The sequence below is a fragment of the Chryseobacterium sp. WG23 genome, assembly GCF_024586575.1.
Lineage (GTDB): Bacteria > Bacteroidota > Bacteroidia > Flavobacteriales > Weeksellaceae > Chryseobacterium.
On sequence record NZ_JALCZE010000009.1, the window covers coordinates 74418 to 92676 of the forward strand.

Genomic DNA, 18259 nt, shown 5'->3' on the forward strand with positions numbered 1-18259 from the left:
AAGAAAATATTGGACCTTTGTCATCCTTCTAAAAACAATACTAACAAAACAATTAATCGGGGCCCAAATATGGACGAAAATTTAATGATGATATGGCAGAGGTGTCTTCAGTTTATGCGTGATAACTTAAACGCAGCTGAGGATGATTCTGATTTGAAAAAGCTTGAAAAATCTTTCGACCTGTTATTTGATAAAGTACAGCCACTGACCCTTGCTGACAACAACCTTACATTAATTGTTCCCAGTGATTTCTACAAAGAATATATAGAAGACAACTACTTATCCCTTCTTTCTGCAGCCCTGAAAAAAAATATCGGAAAAGGAGTGAAATTATGGTATTCGGTTATGGAAAACAGACCAAGCGGACTGGAAAAACCTGTTACCATGAATATGAAAGGGAAAAGTGTTCCTACCCCAAAAGTACAGGAAACTATGCCTCAGGGATTTTCTTCCAATATTGTAAACCCTTTTGTAGTTCCCGGAATTAAGAAAGTTAATATTGATTCTAATCTTAAGGCAGATTTTTCTTTCGATAATTATGTAGAAGGAGAAAGTAATAAATTTGCCGCTACAGTTGCCAGATCAATTGCAAAGAGACCGGGAGCAACCGCTTTCAACCCATTATTCCTATATGGAGGTTATGGTGTTGGAAAAACCCACTTGGGGCAGGCTGTAGGTCTTGAAGTAAAAAGCCAGTTTCCGGACAAAGTGGTGCTGTACTTATCCTCAGAAAAATTTATTCAGCAGTTTATTTCTGCTGCTAAAGCACATAAGCAAACAGAATTTGCAAACTTCTACCAAATGGTAGATGTATTGATCATCGATGATATCCAGTTCTTATCAGGAAAATCAGCAACTCAGGACAGTTTCTTCCATATTTTTGATCATTTGCATCAAAACGGAAAGCAGATTATCCTTACTTCTGATAAAGCTCCTGCAGATATTATGGATATTCAGGACAGAATTGTTTCCCGTTTCAAATGGGGGCTTTCTGCAGAAATTAAATCCCCGGATTTAACAACACGTAAAAGAATTATTGAGAATAAACTGAGCAGAGACGGAATTGTCCTTCCTGACGATATGCTTGAGTTCCTTGCTTCGGAAGCGAAAACAAATGTAAGAGAGCTTATTGGTATTATCAACTCTGTAATTGCTTATTCTACGATCTATAAAACAGATCTAAGCTTAGAGCTGTTAAAAGAAACCATCAACAGGATTGCTGCCAACCAGAAGAAGATCATTAATATTCCTTATATTCAGGAAGTGGTCTGTGACTATTTTGGAATCAAAAAAGAGCAGCTTTTATCCAAAACAAGGAAAAGAGAAATTGCCCTTCCAAGACAATTGGCCATGTATTTCTCAAAAGAGTTCACTAACTCTACATTTAGTAAAATTGGTGAGGAAATGGGCGGAAAAGACCATTCAACGGTAATGTACGCTTGTGATACGATTAAAGATGTATCCAAAATAGATAAGGAAGTGAAGAAGTATGTAAAAGACCTTACAGAAAGAATCAAACAGTAGAAAATAATCATTGATTAAAATAATAAAAATGAAGAATAGGTTTATTCTTCATTTTTTATTTAGTTTTGCTAAAATAAAGGGATCTAATACTTAATTTTTTTTCAGGATGAAAATATTAATGGTTTGTTTGGGAAATATATGCAGAAGCCCTTTAGCAGAGGGGATTATGAAAACAAAAGTTCCTGAAAACTTTGTTATAGATTCAGCAGGAACCATTTCTATGCATGAAGGCGAGCATCCCGATAAAAGAGCAATACAAACAGCTGCCAACCACGGAATAGATATTTCCAGGCAAAGATCAAGACCTGTTACCAGGGCTGATTTTGAGACCTTTGATAAGATGTACTGTATGGATATCGATGTATATGCCGATGTGGTCTCGAAAGCTGAAAACGAAACCGAACGCCGGAAAGTAGCCCTGTTTTTAGAAACCGTTGGAGATCATAAAAATGCAGAAGTTCCGGACCCTTATTGGGGGGATATGAAAGATTTTGAAGATGTTTTTCAGCTGTTGGAAAAAGGTTGTAATGCTATCATAGAACAAATACTAAAATAATAGTCATGAAAAAACTGCTGCTGTTATGTCTTTTGAGCTTCAGTTTCTCTTTTGCCCAGACGAAAAATGAAACCGAAATCCGTAAACTGATGGATGACTTTATGACGTGCATCAAAACAAGGGATGAGGTTAAATACCTGTCTTTATTCCAGGAACCGGTACTCTGGACAGGAATTTATAAAGAAAGAAGCCAGGCAAAACGTCTGGAAAAAAGCCCCATAGCCGAAGCTTACTTTGCCGATGATTATAAAGCCTTTATCAAGAGTTTTTCGGATGACAAATCTGAAGAAAAATTTGATAATATTAAGATTATTGAAGACGGAGCCATAGCATCTGCCAATTTTGATTACAGCTTTTGGTATGACGGCAAAATGGAAAACTGGGGAAAAGAGATCTGGACACTCATGAAAATCAATGGTGTCTGGAAAATTACTTCCGTTACCTTTTCTATGGAGCTTACCAAATACTTCCCACAACCCTCACTCAACGAAAGAACAAAAAAATAATACAATGCTTTTTTTACTCCCAGCTTATTTATCAGAAAATACCTCTATTAACCATTTTTCGCCTGTTTTAAAGGATTATATCATGCAGACGGACTATTTCTTTGTAGAAAACGAAAAAACAGCAAGAAAGGTGATTAAATTCTTTGCTCCGGAAAAGAAACAGGCCGATCTGAAGCTGTTTTTATTAGATAAATACACAGAAGGGGCTGATATTAAAGAAGCACAGGATCTGATGCTAAAAGGACAGGACTTTGGACTGCTTTCAGAGGCTGGACTGCCTTGCATTGCTGATCCGGGCAACCTGATTGTAAAATGGTGTCATGAGAAGAATATCAGAATAATTCCTATTTCCGGACCATCATCCATTATCCTTGCATTGATTTCAAGTGGATTCAATGGACAGGAATTTACGTTCCACGGTTACCTTCCTATTGATAAAGGAGAGAAGAAGAAACAGATTATGCACCTGGAAAGTTTGGTGCAGAAAACGGGGTATTCACAGATCTTTATGGAAACACCCTACCGGAACAATCAGCTTTTTGAAGATCTGACGAAATTCTTGCCATCCAGCACAAAGTTGTGCATTGCTGCCAATATCAACGATCCTGAACATGAATTTATAAAAACAAAAACAATAAAAGACTGGCAAAAACAAAAGCCGGAACTCCACAAAATTCCTGCTGTATTTGTGCTGGGTAAATAGTTTTTCACCCACCATTGCAAGGTGAAGCCATCTCTACAGTTAATTTTATTTAGCCTTAGAAATTACTTGGTTATATTATACTGAGCCTTTCAACGAGAGAATAGTAAAATAAATATAAGTCTGCAAAATCACTTCACAGCCTCATGAAGAATATTTAACAGCTATTAACATCCTCTTTGCACCATTCTTGTTGGATGTAGCTCATAACACCAAAAAATAAAATTATGTCAGACAAGAAATTAGCCGGGCTGTGGATAGATACAGAAAAGGCAATTGTTGTAAAAAACCATGATGCTCAGAATGCGTTCAAGTTTTTCCTGTGCAGCCCTGTAAAAGCAGAAATACAGCATGGGAATTCAAGTGAAAATGCAGGAAATAATGCAGAACGTACTAACAGAGTAAAATTTTTTAAAGAAATAGAGCATCTCCTGACCAATTCCCAGGAAGTTTATATTACAGGCCCGGGAACCATTCAGGAAGAGCTTAAGAAGTATCTCCATGATACGGCCCAATTTAAAAACCTTAAGATAACATTAGATACAGCACAGAAGATGTCAGAGGAACAGGTGCTTGAAACTGTTAAAGATTTTTATAATGCTTAAATCATTGAAAATGCAATAAAATTCCAGGTATTATAGCTGATACCTGGAATTTTATTTTGTAAAAAAAGTATTTTTATTATTTTGTTTTTCCTGACTTCCATTTTTTCCATAAGAAGATGACGATAGGAATAAGAAGCAAAAACGGCCAAAAAGAAATAATTCCCAGGAAGAAATTTACAAAACTATTCCAGCCTTCTGCCAGAGAATCTACAAATCTGCTCCCAAATCCTATGTTGGAGGTCGCTGAACTTCTTACTTTTTCTTTATATAAAATTACTTCCAACGTACTGTAATTAACCCGGTCGTCAATAAAACGAAGCCTTCCTTCCGCTACATCAATTTCATCTTCCAGTTCCCGGATATTTTCCTGGATTTCCAGCATGTCTTTTGTAGTGGCAGCACTTTTAAGCATGTCGCGGTATTTTTCAAGATATATTTTCTTATTGGCCAGTTTTATGGTAATGTCAGTGTATTCTTCAGTAACGTCATTGGATGAAATATTTTTGGAAAGAACAGAACCCACTCCATTTGAAAAAGAATTAACAAGTTCATCAAAACTTTTATGAGGAACACGAATGGTAAGGTTCAGATGATCATCAGTATCTGTATTCTGGAACTGCTCTTTCTGAATATAAGCATTATTCTTTTTTAGAATATCATTGATTTGAGATTGTGCTTTTTTAATATCGCCAACCTGGATTCTCATATCTCCGTTTTTGATCACTTTCCTTGAAATAGTATCTGTTTTTTTTGGAATGCTGGTAGAGGTTACTGCAGATGCTTTTGAAATTTCAGCAGGAGCAGGTGGTGGAGGTATTGCGACATCAGAAACAATCTTATCTTCAGAAATAACTTCCATTAAATCAGCATTCACAGCCTGCTTGTCAGCATTTGACTTGCTGCAGTTCATAAAGACAAGGAAAAATAAGGGTAAAAACAGAGTTCTCATAATTAGTTTATTAAGATGGTATCAAAAAGCATGCTTGAAATACTTATTTCAAAGGCAATACTCTCTATATACTATAAAAGATGACTTAATTGTTGTAAAGGTTGTAAAGGGCTGGAATTATTTTAATAAATAATACTTTTACGGAACGTTGGAAGGAGAATAGAAGTTATCCGGGTTTTATTGTACGTTTTGGAAGATTAATACCGGATTCCTGTTTTTTTAAGGATGAAACTCAGCAGCCAGATAGGCCCTACCAGTAAAAATTGTAAATCTTTTAAAAAGGAAGGCTTTTTACCTTCAATTTTATGTCCGATAAACTGGAAGATCCAGGTAATAATGAATATGGTAAGATAGATGATCCATGATTGTTTTCCGAAATGAACATTGGTAAGATAGATAAAGTGTTCTGTTACCAGCATCATGAAAACCATGATGATACTGATCAGAAGGGAGAGCCGTAGATAGAAAAAGGTAACCAATAAAACAGTAATCATACTTACAATACTGATGCATCCAAAGTAAGAGAAGCAGAAATGAGGCGATGGAATAAGGGAAATGAAGCCCAGAAGAGCCCAGAAAATCAAAGGTACACAGATCCAGTGTATCAATTTGTTGGTTGCGTTTCTATGGCTCTTGCTATATTCTGCAAATAATAAATCAACCTTTCTCATAGTATAGTGAATTTGGTAAACGCTAAAATAATAAAATTTTGTAATCGGTAATAAGTTTGCTTAAATTTGTGATATGTCTGCCCTAGAAAAATTCGGAGTTGAAATTTTTACCCAACGCAATATCTTTGAGAGAATTGCTGTTGATAAACCATTCCGTCCTGAAAATCCAGCATTTATTTTTATTAAATCCGGAACCCTAAAGCTTAGGCAGCATTTCAATGACCTGGAGCTTTCATCCAATATGTTTATGGTGACCGATCCACAAACGATTTATGAAGTAGTAGCGGTGAGCGGGGATTTCCAGTCCCGGATGGTTTCCTATAAAAGAGAATTTATTTCTACTTTATCATTGAAGTTCAACCGCCTGATTACTTACCGTTATTTCAGACAGCAGATGAACAAAGGAGTGCCTTTTCCGGAAAGCGAAATGGAGGTAGTATGGAAAAGTGTCAATTTCCTAAAATATATTTTGGATTCTGAAACTGAAATGCTGTACAAAAAAGAAATGGTAGAGCATCTGTTTTCTGTTTTCTGTTACCAGATGGCGGGAATTATCTCCAAAGAAGATAACAACTCTATGAATCAGATGTCCAGGCAGGAAGAGATTGTTTTTGTATTTCTTACCGATCTTGCAGAGTACCACCTTACAGAAAGGAGCGTAGAGTTTTATGCAGAACGGCAATCCATTACAACCAGACATCTTTCTTCGGTGGTGAAGTCCGTTACAGGGAAATCCGCAAGCCAAATCATTGCTGCTATTGTCATCAATGAAGCAAAAGTGCTTTTAAACTCTTCCAATAAACCGGTTTCAGAGGTTTCTTCTATCCTCGGATTTAGCGATCAATACTCTTTTTCGCACTTTTTTAAAAAACATCTTGAGGTAAGCCCTAAACAATATAGGCATCAGTTTGAAAACTAAAATACTACATTTGAACATCTTTTTCCAAGAATCAAACATTTGATTGATTTTGTTATTGCCCTAACTTTGTATTCGTAAAACAAGGTAAAATGACAAAGAAAATAAAAACAGCACTATCTCTTTTGATAGCAGCTTTTCCTGCGCTGTTTTTTTCTCAACAGATTAAACAGATGACTGCCGATGAGGTTGCCGAACTGGCAGTTCGAAACCACCAGCAGTTAAAAGTTTCTGCTCAGAATATTGACATCGCCAAACAGAACACTAATGTTGTAAAACTTCAGAAATTACCCACCATTACGGCTTCTACAAGCCAGTTCTACTTGGGAAATGCGGTAGCTATTGACAAAGATTTTTCAAATTCCACCACTATTCCTATGCCCCATTACGGAAGTTCATATGCGGTACAGGCAACACAGCTGATTTTCAAAGGAGGATTGGTGAGTAAGTCTATTGAAATGGCAGGTCTCCGGGAACAGCTTTCTGAATTGGATCTGGAGAAGAATAAACAGGATGTGAAATTTTTAGTGATTTCAAATTATCTGGATATATACAAAACGTTGAATCAGGAAGAAGTATTTCAAAACAACAAAAAGCTGGCTCAGGAACGTCTTAAAAATATCCAGAAGTTCTATCAACAGGGCATGGTGACACGAAATGAGGTGATTCGTGGTGAATTGGCTATTAAAAACCTGGATCAGGGGATTTTAACCCTTTCAAACAATAAAAAAATCCTTAACTATAATTTAAATATCGCATTAGGTTTATCATCCGACACAGAGATTGTTCCTACTGAAAGTATTGAAAATAAAGAATCAGGAATAGGAATGGAATATTATATGAGCCTGGCTCACGATAGTAACCCTTTGATGAAATCAGCACAGAAAAACAGAGATATAGCAGATAAGAATATTGAAATTATAAAGACCGATAATATGCCTACTATAGCTGGATTTGGTGGCTATACTTTGCAGAGGCCAATTACCACAAGAAACCCTGTTTTGGATATGTATTCAGGAGGGTGGCAGACGGGGGTTTCCCTTAGCTACAATATAGATACACTGTATAAAACAAAAGAAAAGGTAAAATTAGGTGAGCTGCAAAAGAACCAGGCTAATGATGCCATAACACTGACAGAGCAGAACATCGATATGGGAGTGAATGCTGCCTATACAAAATACCAGGAGGCAATTCAGCAGGCGGATATTCTGAACGATTCAAAAAGACTGGCGGAAGAGAATTACAAGATTACGGAAGCCAAGTATCTGAACCAATTGGCCGTACAGGCAGAAATGATTGATGCCCAGAACCAGAAACTGCAGTCAGAACTTGATTATGCCAATGCGGAGATCAATGTTTTGTATCAGTATTATAACCTTTTGAAATCTACAGGAACTCTTTAATTTTTAAAACTGAAAACACCACAATGGAAAACAAGGAACAAACGACTCAAAATACACCTCAAACTCCTGCAAAACCAAGCGGGGAAGGTAAAAAGAAGCAAAATAAAAGAAATAAAATCAGAGCAATCATTTCCAACATCATCGTTTTTATGTTGATTGGTTTCGGGCTGTTCTGGTTAATCCGTGAATATTTCCATATCGGGAATAAAACCTATACAGAAGCCGCTCAGGTTGAGGAATTTATTAATCCAATCAATACAAGGGTTTCTGCCTATATCAAAGACATTAAATTTATCGAACACCAAAAGGTAAAAAAAGGAGATACCCTGGTGGTTCTTGACAATCGTGAAATCCTGACACAATTGGGACAGGCTGAAGCTGCTTATCAGAATGCAATAGCTCAGAAAACAGCTACGGGCTCTTCTGTAAATACAGTTTCCAACAACATCAACGTAATGGAATCCAATATTGCCGGTGCTAAAGCCCGACTTTGGAACGCCGAACAAAACTTAAACCGGTATAAAAATCTTTTGTCAGCTGAAGCGGTGACAAGACAACAATATGACCAGGTAAAAACAGAATATGATGCTCAGAAAGCAGCTTATGAAACGCTGGTTAATCAGAAGCAGTCAGCAAATCTATCTACAACGGAAGTGAAAAGCAGACTTGGGATTAATGATGCAGAAATCAAAAGAACGAAATCTGCGTTGGACATGGCAAAAATTAACCTTTCATATACGGTAATCACGGCTCCTTATGATGGGGTAATGGGAAGAAGAACGATTTCCGAAGGCCAGCTGATTCAGCCGGGGCAGCAGGTGGCTACCATTGTTTTGAATGGTCAGAAGTGGGTTACTGCTAACTTCCTTGAAAGTCAGATGCCTACTATTAAAATTGGTGAAAAAATAACGATGTCGGCAGATGCCTTGGGTGGTAAGAAGTTTGAAGGAGTTGTCACAGCAGTGTCTGCGGCTACCGGATCAAGATATTCAAGTGTACCTACCGATAACTCTACCGGAAACTTCATTAAAGTGCAGCAAAGAATCCCTGTAAGAATAGAATTTACAGCTTCCAATAAAAAAGAAGATATGGATAAACTGAGTGCAGGAATGAATATGAATGTGAATATTAATGAAGACTAAAAGATATAAGATGTCAGATTTCAGACCTAATGTTATGATGGAAACTGAAGATGAATGTAAAAAGTCTGTTATCTGATATCTGAAATCTATGATCAAATAAAAACATGTACAATAAAGGATTATATAACGACTGGGTACCTAAACCCATACAGCTGCTGCTGATTGTATTACTGCTTGCAGTGGTAATGCCGCTTGGCGGGGTCTATACTGGGAATATCAGCCATTTGGTGAGCGGTACCGGAGCGTTAACAGAATATTTCATGTGGGCCAATTATGCCACTACCATTGGGATGGGAGCATGTATGCCGGTTGTTCTTAGAATGAAAATGAGATTCAAAGTACGAGATAAAATGGTATTGCTGCTTGTGCTTTTAGGGCTGCTGAGCTATGTGAATGCCACCACTTTAGAGCCAATGATTTTTGTATCTACCTCTCTTCTGATTGGATTTATGAAAATGATGGTCACTATAGAATTGTTCCTGCCACTCATGATGATGATTGGTAACCGGGGAATGTTTTATGGACTGTTCTATACATTTGTTTTGGTAATGAATCAGGTAGCAGCCTATTATGCTGCCAAATTTTCCCTTCTGTATAACTGGCAGCAGTTTTACATCTTTATTTCAGTTTTATGTTTTGCGTTGGCACTTATTCACTGGATCTTTATGCATAATAAATATTTTGCGCTGAAAGTCCCTCTGCATTATATCGACTGGCTAAGCATACTGCTGTTTATATCCACTTTTATGTTTTCGGCATATGTGTATTCTTTCGGCAGACAACAGGATTGGCTGAATTCAAAACACATTATTAATGCTAGTATTGCAGCTTTTATAAGCTTTGCATTGCTTAGTATCCGTCAGTTAACCTTAAAGCGACCTTATCTTTCATTTAAAATATTTACAAAAAATAACGTGCAGCATGGTTTGTTTATGTTATTTTGGCTGGGAATGTTTTTAGGAACAGCCTCTCTTCAGACGACTTTTGCCGTGGGAGTTTTGGGATATGATCAGGTGACTAATGCCGGACTTAGTTTACTTATGATTCCCGGAATTATATTAGCCGGGGCTATTGCCATATTCTGGTTTAAAAAAGAAAAACCACTGAAGATGTATATATTTTCAGGTTTTGCCGGGATGATAGGATATGCCATCATTATGTATTTTTCGATGGTATTGGAATTTAGTTATGATCATTGGTATCTGCCGATGTTCCTAAAAGGCTATGGAATGTGTTCACTGTTTATTTCAGTATGGTTTTATACTTTAGATAAGCTTGAAATGGATGAAATGCTTGCAGCAATAGGACTTGTGTTGGTATGGCGAACTTTTCTGGCAGTAGGTATTTTCTCAACCCTGTATTCCTGGTTTCAATACCGGTTTCAGATTACAGCAGTAGGAGATCTTGCCGTTTATATGGATGTTATGACGGTTACCCCTCAGAATGTTGCTGCCAATATGAAGGTTATCCAGCTGAATGCTATTATTATCGCCACCAAGAAGATATTCGGGTATATCATTATGGTGGGATTCGGAGTATTGTTGTATGTAATCACCCATCATTTTGGAGCAAAACGTTTCCAATACCTGAGATTTGTAAGGGTAATTGGAGGAAAATCCGTTATTGCAAGAAGAAGACTTCATGAACGAAAAAAATTATTAGAAGAAATAAAAGACGCAGCCGGACCTGCGGTATAAAAAATAACCTTGTTTTTCACGAGTAAAATCCCGGACCTCTTGCAGGCTGGGATTTTACGTTTTTCATGAACTTTATAAATGAGTCTCATACTCTTTGGTTTTTAAAATCATGAATAATTTTATCTTTAGTTATTTTTATTTAGAAGTAATAAAAATTATCTTTGTGGGATTATAAAACTTCGAGTAGAAAGAATGAAAAAGCAGTATGTATTCATAGGTCTGTTGGCTTCGGGATTACTATTTTCCCAGACAGCTAAGGATTCTATAGCCTCTAAAGGTATTGACGATGTAGTGATCGTAGCCTCCAGAAAACCTACGAAAATCTCTGAAATTCCCGGAACAGTCTGGGTGGTTCAGAAAGAAAAAATTCAGGAACAGGCCAAAAGTGGAGTTCCTATTAAAGAAATGCTTTCGATCTTAATTCCAAGTATGGATATCGGTCCACAGGGAAGAACCAATTATGGACAGAATATGAGGGGACGTTCTGCGCTGGTAATGATTGACGGTGTTTCATTGAACAGTATCCGTGCCATCAGCCGTCAGCTGGATGCCATTGACCCCTTTAATATTGAAAGAATAGAAGTGCTTTCCGGAGCCAGCTCTATTTATGGAGGTAATGCAACCGGCGGTATCATCAATATTATTACAAAAACCCCTTCCAAAAAAGGAATTAGTGGAGAGACTGAACTGGGAGCACGCACAGGATTTATGGGTAAAGATGATCATGACTTCCGTGCTGCACAGTCTATTGCAGGAAAAGGAGAGAAGTTCTTCGGAAGATTGGGAATTGCTTACCAGCAAAATGGAGGAGTGTATGGTGCAGATCAGAATCAGCTTTTTACCGATATTACCCAAACTGACCTTCAGTACAACCAGTCTGTAGATATTCTGGCTACAGGAGGATATCAGTTTAACAATAAACATAAAATAACAGCTTCCCTTCAGTATTATAACTCCAAGTTTAATGGAGACCGAAGTCTTTTTTTAGGTGAAAACTTAAGTGCTTTCACTACAAAAAATGCTTCTTTGCTGGAAATGAGAGACGGTTTTTCTTCCGATAAAAATGTAGGAACAGAACGTTATATGGGAACGGTAGCCTATACCGGAAACGGAATTCTTGGCGGGCAGGACCTATATGTACAGTTTGCTACCCGTGGTGAGAAATTAGGATTTTATCCTTTCCCCGGAAATGTGACGCTGCAGAGCGGAAAAACAGCCTATATGTCCTCTTCACAGCAGGATACTTATTATTCCGGGATAAAAGCTTTATTATCAAAATCATGGAGAGGGCTGAATATTACTTATGGAGCAGACATAGATTTTGAAAAGTTTGAAGGAAACCAGTCGGTTTATGATATGACTAAAACAATGTCAAGCGGTGGATTGATCAATGAAACAAAATACAGGTTGGGAAGATATCCTACCAACCATTCTCAGAGTTATGCAGGATATGTTCAGGCAAAGTATAATATCCTTCCCAAGTTACAGGTTAATGCAGGAATCCGTTATCAGAACATCACGGTGAAAATGGATGATTTTGTAGGATCTGAGCAGCAAACTCAGGTGGCAATGGGATATGGAGCAACAGCATCTGCCATTCCCGGAGGTGAAAGCTCTTATAATGTAACCCTTGCTAACGCAGGATTATTATATAAATTCAATGAACAGCACCAGGTTTGGGGAACATTTTCTCAGGGAGCAAGTTTGGCAGATCCAGCGAAGTTTTATGGAATCGGTACTTATAAACTGAATGGAACGAACTGGGATGTGGTATCAAGTATCAATGTGAAAGACCAGCCATTACAGGCTATCAAAACCAATCAGTTTGAAGTGGGATATCGTGTCAATAAAGGTGGTTTAAGAGCACAGATTGCAGGATTTTTAAGTAATTCTGATAAGAGTGTTGCAGTAGATAAAAAGACGTTTCAGATTTTGGTGAACGATTTGAAATTAAGAAATATGGGAATCGAAGCTGAGGTTTCCTATGCTTTAAGCAATGGCGTTTACTTTGGAGCCAGCGGACTTTTGATTAAATCTGAGGTAGACAATAAAGGAGAATGGCAAAAACAGGAGATCTATAATGCTTCACCATCAAAATTAGTAACTTATATCGGGTACAATATTAAAGACTGGTCGTTCAGATTCCAGTCGCTGCAGAATTTCAAACAGAAAGATGAGCTTAATAATGTAGTGGAGGGATATAATACCTCCGATTTAATGATTGGATACCGATTCAACTGGGGTAAATTCAACTTAGGAATCCAGAACCTGTTTAATACAGATTATCAGACGATTTGGAGCAAGCGTTCTCAGGTTTTATATTCTTCTTACGGACTTCCGGAACTGTTTAATTACAAAGGAAGAGGAAGAACATTCAATCTGTCTTATACATTTGATTTTTAAAAATAGATTAGGGTATACAGCCTTGATCTGAATGATATTTTCTTAGACATCCGGTTTCTGACGTTGGTTGGAAACCGGATATTAATTTTAAAAAAAATTTCAATTATGGCGAAAATTTCAACAGGGCAGATTGTTGCCGAAGTGACGAGAAAAGAATACATCACTGACCATTTTATCAGGGTTTATCTCTATTCACCTGAAGTTCATTTGTTCAAAAATACGGTAGTAGGAGATAACAATAAAATTGCAGTTCCTCCAGCTGGTTTAAACGAAATTCATTTTCCAATTTTGGATGAAAATCAGCAGTGGGTATATCCTGCTAAGGAAGTTGCCCCGGCTATCAGGACGTATACACACAGAGGAATTGATCTTGAGAAAAATGAGCTGATCATTGATTTTGTAGATCATGGAGACGGTGGACCCGCCTCGAAATGGGTGAGGGATGCGGAAGCAGGCTCAAAACTGGGAGTCATGATGCGTCTGGATGGAAAGGAGTTGTATCCTGAAGCTGATTGGTATTTGCTGGCGGGAGATGCTACGGCAATTCCTGTTTTAAGTGCTATTTTAGAAACCCTGCCTCCAACTGTAAAAGGAATCTGTATCATTGAAGTTCATGGAAAAGAAGATGAACAGATCTTAGTAACTCAAGCTGATATTGATTTTAAGTGGCTTCATAATGCACAGCCTCAAGCTGGTAGTAAGATGCCGGAAGCAGTAAAAAATATTGACATTCCCGAAACCCGGAAGTTTGGATATGTGGCCTGTGAGTTTTCAAGTGTTAAAGAAATCCGTACTTATCTGAGAAAAGATAAAAACTGGACTTCCCAGGAACTGTATGCCTATTCTTACTGGAAAGCGGGAGTTGCTGAAAATGAGTCCCAGGCGGACAGACATCGGGAGAAGAATTCGATGGAATAGTTGATAGGTCATAGGTGGTGAAGAGAAGATTATACTTTTTACAGGAGAATTAGTATTGAAATTCAATATAAAATTCAATAGAAGCGGACTTTAGTCCGCTTACCATATCCATCAAACGTCATCCGGCTTTAGCCAAAACCTAAAGTATTAATTATTCTACTCATCTTTATCATCGAAAGACCGAAGTAAAACTTTGATTGACGATGTTGTAGATGTTGTATTACTGAGATTGGGACGGTAGATTTTCAATTTTCAACTTTTAATTCTCCATTTTTAACTTGTATCTTTGCACTATGAAAGATTTAATGGGCAGAGCGATCTGGGATTATTATCACAATGACAATCCTGAAGATCTGCAGACTGAAACATCAATTTCTGAACTGGATGAACTTCCTGTAAATTACTTATTCAGAGATTTTGAAGAAATGAATAATATTGAGCAGAAGGCAATGAAGCTATCCGAAGGAAAAGTTTTGGATATAGGAGCCGGAGCCGGTTCTCATGCTTTGTATCTTCAAAATAAAAAAGGCCTTGAGGTGATGGCTCTGGATATTTCACCAAAATCTGTTGAGGTTTGTAAACTGAGAGGGATCAAAAATGCTGTTTGTGAAAATATCCTTGATTTTTCAGGAGAAACTTTCGATACTGTTTTATTATTGATGAATGGCACAGGGGTTTTTGAAAGTCTTTCTAAAATAGATCCTTATCTTCAAAAATTACATGCTTTATTAAATGATAACGGACAGATCCTGATCGACAGCACTGATATTCTCTATATGTTTGACCGGGATAAAGACGGTGGAGTGTATATTCCTGCCGGCGGATATTATGGGGAATTAGACTATGTAGTGCATTATAAAGGTGAATCTGAAGAACCAATCACATGGCTGTACCTGGATTTCGATACCCTGAAAAATGCAGCGGAGAATAATGGTTTTCTCATAGAAAAAATATTGAAGGATGAGGATTCTTATCTGGCAAAACTGACTAAGAAATAGCAATCATTGGTATACAAAGCTACTTCTCGATGATCATATATATTGTCATTCCATAAGATTGTATCTCATGGAATGATTTTTTTAATCCCGATAAAAACGGTTACCCCACAGCCAGATTCGGCTTGTTTAGCTTTGGCGCGAGGAGTAAAGTGGGTAACGAAATAAGTTTCAAAAATATATTTTATCTGAATAAACGGATAAGCCCAAGTAATGGATAAATGGAAAACCAATCCTGATAATAATAGAACATCAGAGCAGCGGTTCCAATGCATAAAATGACAGGGAAAACATAAGATTTGGCTCTGTAAGGCATCTTTTTTGGAATACTTGCGACCCAGATACCAACCAGGCTTAATGTTCCAGCGGCTATAACTGCCATGGCCGGATTGTATCGTGATGTGGTGTTGAAATCAAAATAAGATTGAAAAACGTGTTCCTGCAAAAAGAAAAAAAGAAAACCAAATATCAATGTAAGGAGGGCTGGGAAATATTTTTTTAATTTTATCAAATTCAGGCAGAGTAAGATAGCTCCGGGAATGGTACCCAGAACAACACTGCTTACAAAAACGGTTGTTCTCGAATACAGCTTGATAGCAGCAGGGTCTTCTGTGATATGGTCTTTCCAAAGCTCCTGCTCTTCTGTAAACTTTGCTTCTTCTGCATTTTTTTTACTTTGAATCAACTCCTGAACTGCGGTTTTTTCCTCTTCCGTAAAAATCCGCCCTCGTTCTACTAATATCTCAAAAGCCATTGAGACAGCTTCCGGAACAAAACGGTTGTCTTCTTTTATATATTTTTCGAGTTCGAAATCTGAGAGTTTCCTTAATACGCTTTTGCTAACCATATACTATTTCTAAAAAACGTTTCAATATTGAAGTACCTGCTTCATCTTTTATTGATTAATTGATCATCTGGATTGTATAGAATCAAAAAGAGGCTATCTTGAAAGAAAGCCCCTTTAAATATTGATTTATGGGTAATTATCCGATCTCAATACCGTTTTCGACATTGCTGTCATCCGGCGTTACGAAAGATAATTTTCCATCAGGTTTAGTCGTTAATAATAACATTCCCTGAGATTCAATTCCTCTGATTTTTCTTGGAGCAAGGTTCAGTAAGATCATTACCTGCTTCCCAATCAATTCCTCCGGAGTGAAGCTTTCGGCAATTCCTGAAACAACAGTTCTTACATCTACTCCTGTATCTACAGTAAGTTTCAATAGTTTATCTGCTTTTTCTACCTTTTCAGCTTCTAAAATGGTTGCTGTTCTAAGGTCTATTTTAGTAAAATCATCAAAAGAGATCTCTTCTTTCATAGGATTTGCGTTAGGGTTTGTTTTTTTATTGTTTTGTTTGGTATCTTCTAATTTTTGAATCTGAGCTTCAATCACATCATCTTCAATTTTTGAGAAAAGAAGGGATGATTCGTTGATTTTGTGTCCGGTTTCAATTAAAACAGATTGGGTTTCAATATCATTCCATGTTTTCTTTTCCACATTGAACATATTCAATAGCTTTTCGGAACTGAAAGGCATGAAAGGTTCACACAACTGAGCTAAAGCTACAGCAATCTGTGCTCCCACAAATAAAGATTGTGCAGTCTTTTCAGGGCTGTCTTTAATCGTTTTCCAAGGTTCTTCTGTCTGAAGATACTGGTTTCCAAAACGGGCAAGATTCATTAATGCAGATAAAGCATTTCTAAATTCATAGTTTTCCAGGAATCCTGAAATTTCTTTTGCTGCTTTGTGTATCTCCTGCAATTCAGAGCTGTTTACATCCCCTTGCGGAATAACACCATCATAATATTTGTGAACAAGAACTGCAACTCTATTGATGAAGTTTCCGAAAATCCCTACCAATTCAGAATTATTCTTAGTCTGGAAATCTTTCCATGTAAAATTGTTATCCTTTGTTTCAGGAGCTGAAGAAAGAAGCGCATATCTTAATACGTCCTGCTGACCAGGGAAATCTTCTACATATTCATGTGCCCATACCGCCCAGTTTCTTGAGGTTGAGATTTTATCATTCTCAAGGTTCAGGAATTCAAAAGCCGGAACATTGTCAGGCATGATATAATCTCCGTGAGCTTTCATCATAGCTGGGAAAATAATACAGTGGAATACAATATTATCCTTTCCGATAAAGTGTACCAGGTCACTGCTTTCACTTTGCCAGTAATCCTTCCAGTCTTTTCCGTTTTTCGCGGCCCATTCTTTAGTGAAAGAGATATACCCGATCGGCGCATCAAACCATACATAAAGAACTTTTCCTTCTGCATTCGGAAGAGGAACAGGAACTCCCCAGTTCAGGTCTCTGGTCATTGCACGTGGTTTCAGTCCGTCATTTAGCCACGACTTAACCTGTCCGTATACATTCGGTTTCCAGTCATCTTTGTGCCCTTCAATAATCCATTCATTTAAGAAGTCTTCATATTCATTTAAAGGAAGATACCAGTTCTTCGTTTCTTTAAGGATCGGAACATTTCCACTTAGCATGGATTTCGGATTGATCAGTTCTGAAGGAGAAAGGGTAGACCCACACTTCTCACACTGGTCACCATAAGCGTTCTCGTTGCCACAGTTGGGACAGGTTCCTACAATATAACGGTCAGCAAGGAATTCTCCCGCTTGCTCATCAAAATACTGTTCAGAAATTTCTTCAGTAAATTTTCCTTTTTCATAAAGAACCTTAAAGAAGTCCTGGCTGGTCTCATGATGGTTCTTAGAAGTTGTTCTTGAATATTCATCAAATGAGATTCCCAGATCTGAAAAGGATTTTTTGATGATCTCGTGATATTTATCTACGATATCCTGTGGGGTAACCCCTTCCTTCTTAGCTCTTATGGTAATAGGAATTCCGTGCTCATCTGAACCACAGATAAACGCTACATCTTTTCCTGATCTTCTCTGAAATCTTGCATAAACATCCGCAGGAATATAGACACCTGCCAAATGCCCTATATGAACCGGTCCGTTTGCATAAGGCAAAGCTGCCGTAATCATCTTTCTGTTTGACATTTATAGTAAAGTTTTGACTGCAAAGATAAGGATTATCTCTTGAATACCGCTCTTTGTGGAGTTATTATGCCTTACTCCTTTATTTTTTTCCATGTGGATATGAAATAAAGTTAAACAAACGTTTAACAATTTGCTAATTTAGCGTAAATACTATGCTATGCATAAGTCGTTGTAAAATATTGGAATTTAAAATTTTAACTAAAATAGGTTTCGTAATATACATAATTTTAACTAAAATTATATTAAATTTATAA

16 protein-coding genes are annotated in these 18259 nt (G+C 37.3%); 12 read left to right on the forward strand and 4 right to left on the reverse strand.

The window, feature by feature from the left end; translation table 11 throughout:
- The first annotated feature begins 69 nt into the window (after positions 1–69).
- The 5 genes from dnaA to MP477_RS14790 all read left to right on the forward strand — a co-directional run bounded on the left by dnaA (position 70) and on the right by MP477_RS14790 (position 3891).
- On the forward strand, positions 70–1524 hold the full coding sequence (gene dnaA / locus MP477_RS14770) for a chromosomal replication initiator protein DnaA (RefSeq protein ID WP_230034578.1): 1455 nt from the start codon (positions 70–72) through the stop codon (positions 1522–1524).
- Between the two features lie 106 nt (positions 1525–1630).
- Entirely contained in the window at positions 1631–2080 is a 450-nt protein-coding gene (locus MP477_RS14775; RefSeq protein WP_257191003.1) for a low molecular weight protein-tyrosine-phosphatase, read from the forward strand.
- Positions 2081–2085: 5 nt separating this feature from the next.
- Positions 2086–2586, forward strand: coding sequence for a nuclear transport factor 2 family protein (locus MP477_RS14780; RefSeq protein ID WP_257191004.1), 501 nt, complete (start codon positions 2086–2088; stop codon positions 2584–2586).
- Positions 2587–2590: 4 nt separating this feature from the next.
- Positions 2591–3289 carry an SAM-dependent methyltransferase gene (locus tag MP477_RS14785; RefSeq protein ID WP_230034583.1) on the forward strand — a complete coding sequence of 233 codons (699 nt, stop codon included), beginning with the start codon at positions 2591–2593 and terminating at the stop codon, positions 3287–3289.
- Positions 3290–3513: 224 nt separating this feature from the next.
- Positions 3514–3891, forward strand: coding sequence for a hypothetical protein (locus MP477_RS14790; protein WP_257191005.1), 378 nt, complete (start codon positions 3514–3516; stop codon positions 3889–3891).
- A 76-nt stretch (positions 3892–3967) separates the two neighbouring features.
- On the opposite strand, the gene MP477_RS14795 is transcribed toward MP477_RS14790, so the two are convergent.
- Positions 3968–4840, reverse strand: coding sequence for a DUF4349 domain-containing protein (locus tag MP477_RS14795; RefSeq protein WP_257191006.1), 873 nt, complete (start codon positions 4838–4840; stop codon positions 3968–3970).
- Between the two features lie 197 nt (positions 4841–5037).
- Entirely contained in the window at positions 5038–5511 is a 474-nt protein-coding gene (locus MP477_RS14800; RefSeq protein WP_230034589.1) for a DUF962 domain-containing protein, read from the reverse strand.
- Between the two features lie 73 nt (positions 5512–5584).
- Here MP477_RS14800 and MP477_RS14805 point away from each other — a divergent pair, with 73 nt between their 5' ends.
- The 7 genes from MP477_RS14805 to MP477_RS14835 all read left to right on the forward strand — a co-directional run bounded on the left by MP477_RS14805 (position 5585) and on the right by MP477_RS14835 (position 14988).
- Positions 5585–6430, forward strand: a complete 846-nt coding sequence (locus tag MP477_RS14805; protein WP_257191007.1) for an AraC family transcriptional regulator — start codon at positions 5585–5587, stop codon at positions 6428–6430.
- A gap of 89 nt (positions 6431–6519) precedes the next feature.
- Complete coding sequence (locus MP477_RS14810) at positions 6520–7830, forward strand: TolC family protein (RefSeq protein WP_257191008.1); 1311 nt, start codon at positions 6520–6522, stop codon at positions 7828–7830.
- 23 nt (positions 7831–7853) lie between these two features.
- The gene (locus MP477_RS14815; RefSeq protein ID WP_230034594.1) at positions 7854–8972 is read left to right on the forward strand and encodes an HlyD family secretion protein; all 1119 of its coding nucleotides are present in this window, start codon (positions 7854–7856) and stop codon (positions 8970–8972) included.
- Between the two features lie 104 nt (positions 8973–9076).
- The gene (locus MP477_RS14820; RefSeq protein WP_257191009.1) at positions 9077–10669 is read left to right on the forward strand and encodes an MFS transporter; all 1593 of its coding nucleotides are present in this window, start codon (positions 9077–9079) and stop codon (positions 10667–10669) included.
- A 192-nt stretch (positions 10670–10861) separates the two neighbouring features.
- Entirely contained in the window at positions 10862–13072 is a 2211-nt protein-coding gene (locus tag MP477_RS14825) for a TonB-dependent receptor (protein WP_257191010.1), read from the forward strand.
- 105 nt (positions 13073–13177) lie between these two features.
- Positions 13178–13990, forward strand: coding sequence for a siderophore-interacting protein (locus tag MP477_RS14830; protein WP_257191011.1), 813 nt, complete (start codon positions 13178–13180; stop codon positions 13988–13990).
- A gap of 293 nt (positions 13991–14283) precedes the next feature.
- Positions 14284–14988 carry a bifunctional 2-polyprenyl-6-hydroxyphenol methylase/3-demethylubiquinol 3-O-methyltransferase UbiG gene (locus MP477_RS14835; protein ID WP_230034603.1) on the forward strand — a complete coding sequence of 235 codons (705 nt, stop codon included), beginning with the start codon at positions 14284–14286 and terminating at the stop codon, positions 14986–14988.
- Between the two features lie 181 nt (positions 14989–15169).
- Here MP477_RS14835 and MP477_RS14840 read toward each other — a convergent pair whose 3' ends face one another.
- Complete coding sequence (locus MP477_RS14840) at positions 15170–15832, reverse strand: hypothetical protein (RefSeq protein ID WP_257191012.1); 663 nt, start codon at positions 15830–15832, stop codon at positions 15170–15172.
- 136 nt (positions 15833–15968) lie between these two features.
- Entirely contained in the window at positions 15969–18005 is a 2037-nt protein-coding gene (gene metG, locus MP477_RS14845; RefSeq protein WP_257191013.1) for a methionine--tRNA ligase, read from the reverse strand.
- Positions 18006–18259: the final 254 nt, after the last annotated feature.